At 66.2% G+C, this 1,211-nt stretch carries 4 protein-coding genes; all 4 read left to right on the top strand.

Annotation, left to right across the window (positions count from 1 at the left end; all coding sequences use genetic code 11):
* Positions 1-244: hypothetical protein (locus tag L995_RS18355; protein WP_231574468.1), on the top strand; the 244-nt coding region annotated here is incomplete at its 5' end.
* 5 nt (positions 245-249) lie between these two features.
* Complete coding sequence (locus L995_RS18350; RefSeq protein WP_047472906.1) at positions 250-537, top strand: hypothetical protein; 288 nt, start codon at positions 250-252, stop codon at positions 535-537.
* A gap of 20 nt (positions 538-557) precedes the next feature.
* Positions 558-1,019, top strand: coding sequence for a hypothetical protein (locus L995_RS18345; protein WP_156136095.1), 462 nt, complete (start codon positions 558-560; stop codon positions 1,017-1,019).
* Between the two features lie 6 nt (positions 1,020-1,025).
* Positions 1,026-1,211: recombination-associated protein RdgC (gene rdgC, locus L995_RS18340; RefSeq protein WP_047472904.1), on the top strand; the 186-nt coding region annotated here is incomplete at its 3' end.

Raw genomic sequence — 1,211 nt, 5'->3', positions numbered from 1 at the left:
GTCCAACCACCACGCCCATGCCATGACGCATGTGGCTGAGCCGATCATCGAAATCCTGAGCGCCTATGGCCAGCGCAACGGCAACACGTTTGCCCTGTATGGCGGCCTGTACGCCATGGGCTGCGCCCTGGCCAGCGTCGGCGCGAACCTGGAGCCCGGCGTGGATCTGCGTCAGCAGCTCGAACCCATGCTCGCCGGCTACCAGGCAATGCGCGAGTCCCAGGTCAAGGCACAGGCCCACTGATCACCATGGCGAATCCCGAGAAGCTCAACCTCTCGCAGATCTGCGCGGCCTTCGCGCCCGTGTTGCAGCTCAATGCGGCAAACCTTGCAGCCCTGGGCGTGCCCTTTGAGAAGGACCGCAACGCTGTGCTGATGAACGCCCGCGACCTGCCGCGCCTGGCCGACGCCCTGATCGACCGGCTCTACCAGAAGCGTGAGGAATTCCTGGCCGGGCCCGCGCCGCGCGCGCCAGCGATCCCTGTGCCCGCCATCCAGCACCTGCCGGCCGACGACACCGAAGGCGGCGCCCTGTAACCCACCGTTTGGAGAACCCCATGTCGCAAACACCGGCAGATCTCTACGCGCAAGAAATGATCATGCGTGCCAAGGCCAAGGCCAAGGCCACCGAGGCCGCCGCGCTGCGCCTCGAAGCAAAGGGCGAGAAACGCGCCGTGGAAGCCTACAACCTGCGCGCACGCGCAAAAGCACTTTCGACCGAGGCGGCCCAGTTGCGCAACGAGGCCAAGCTCGTTCACAAGGAAGCCGTGAAGGGCATTGGGGTTCAGGCCGAACAGTTGGTGAAGCGCATGCCGCCCGAGTTCGGCGGCTGGGGGATTCTCAAGACTCGCGCCTACACCAAGCTGCTGGATCTGCTCGTGGCTCAGGCAAGGCGAGTGCAGCCCAACCTGGCCCTGGCCACCCAGGCCCACACCCTGCTGCTGGGCCACGCATCCTGGACCGACGCAGAAGCCAACCGCCTGGGCTGCCTACCCAAGCATCCGAAATCCCTTGCCTGACACACCATGCTCAAGAACCTGATCATTTACCGAATCTCCGATTCCTGGACTCCAGACCTGCGGGCCGTCGAGGCCGCCCTGGGCAAGAGCCCGTTTGCCGAGTGCGGCGCCACGCAGGAGCGCAGCGCCGGCTGGGTGCCGCCGCGCGGCGAGCCCCATGGCCCGCTGGCCGAGTCCGTGGCCAATCAGTGG

Source organism: Delftia sp. ZNC0008, from assembly GCF_000799035.1.
In the GTDB taxonomy this organism is placed as follows: Bacteria; Pseudomonadota; Gammaproteobacteria; order Burkholderiales; family Burkholderiaceae_C; genus Comamonas; species Comamonas tsuruhatensis.
This window is presented reverse-complemented; position numbering and strand designations above follow the sequence as displayed.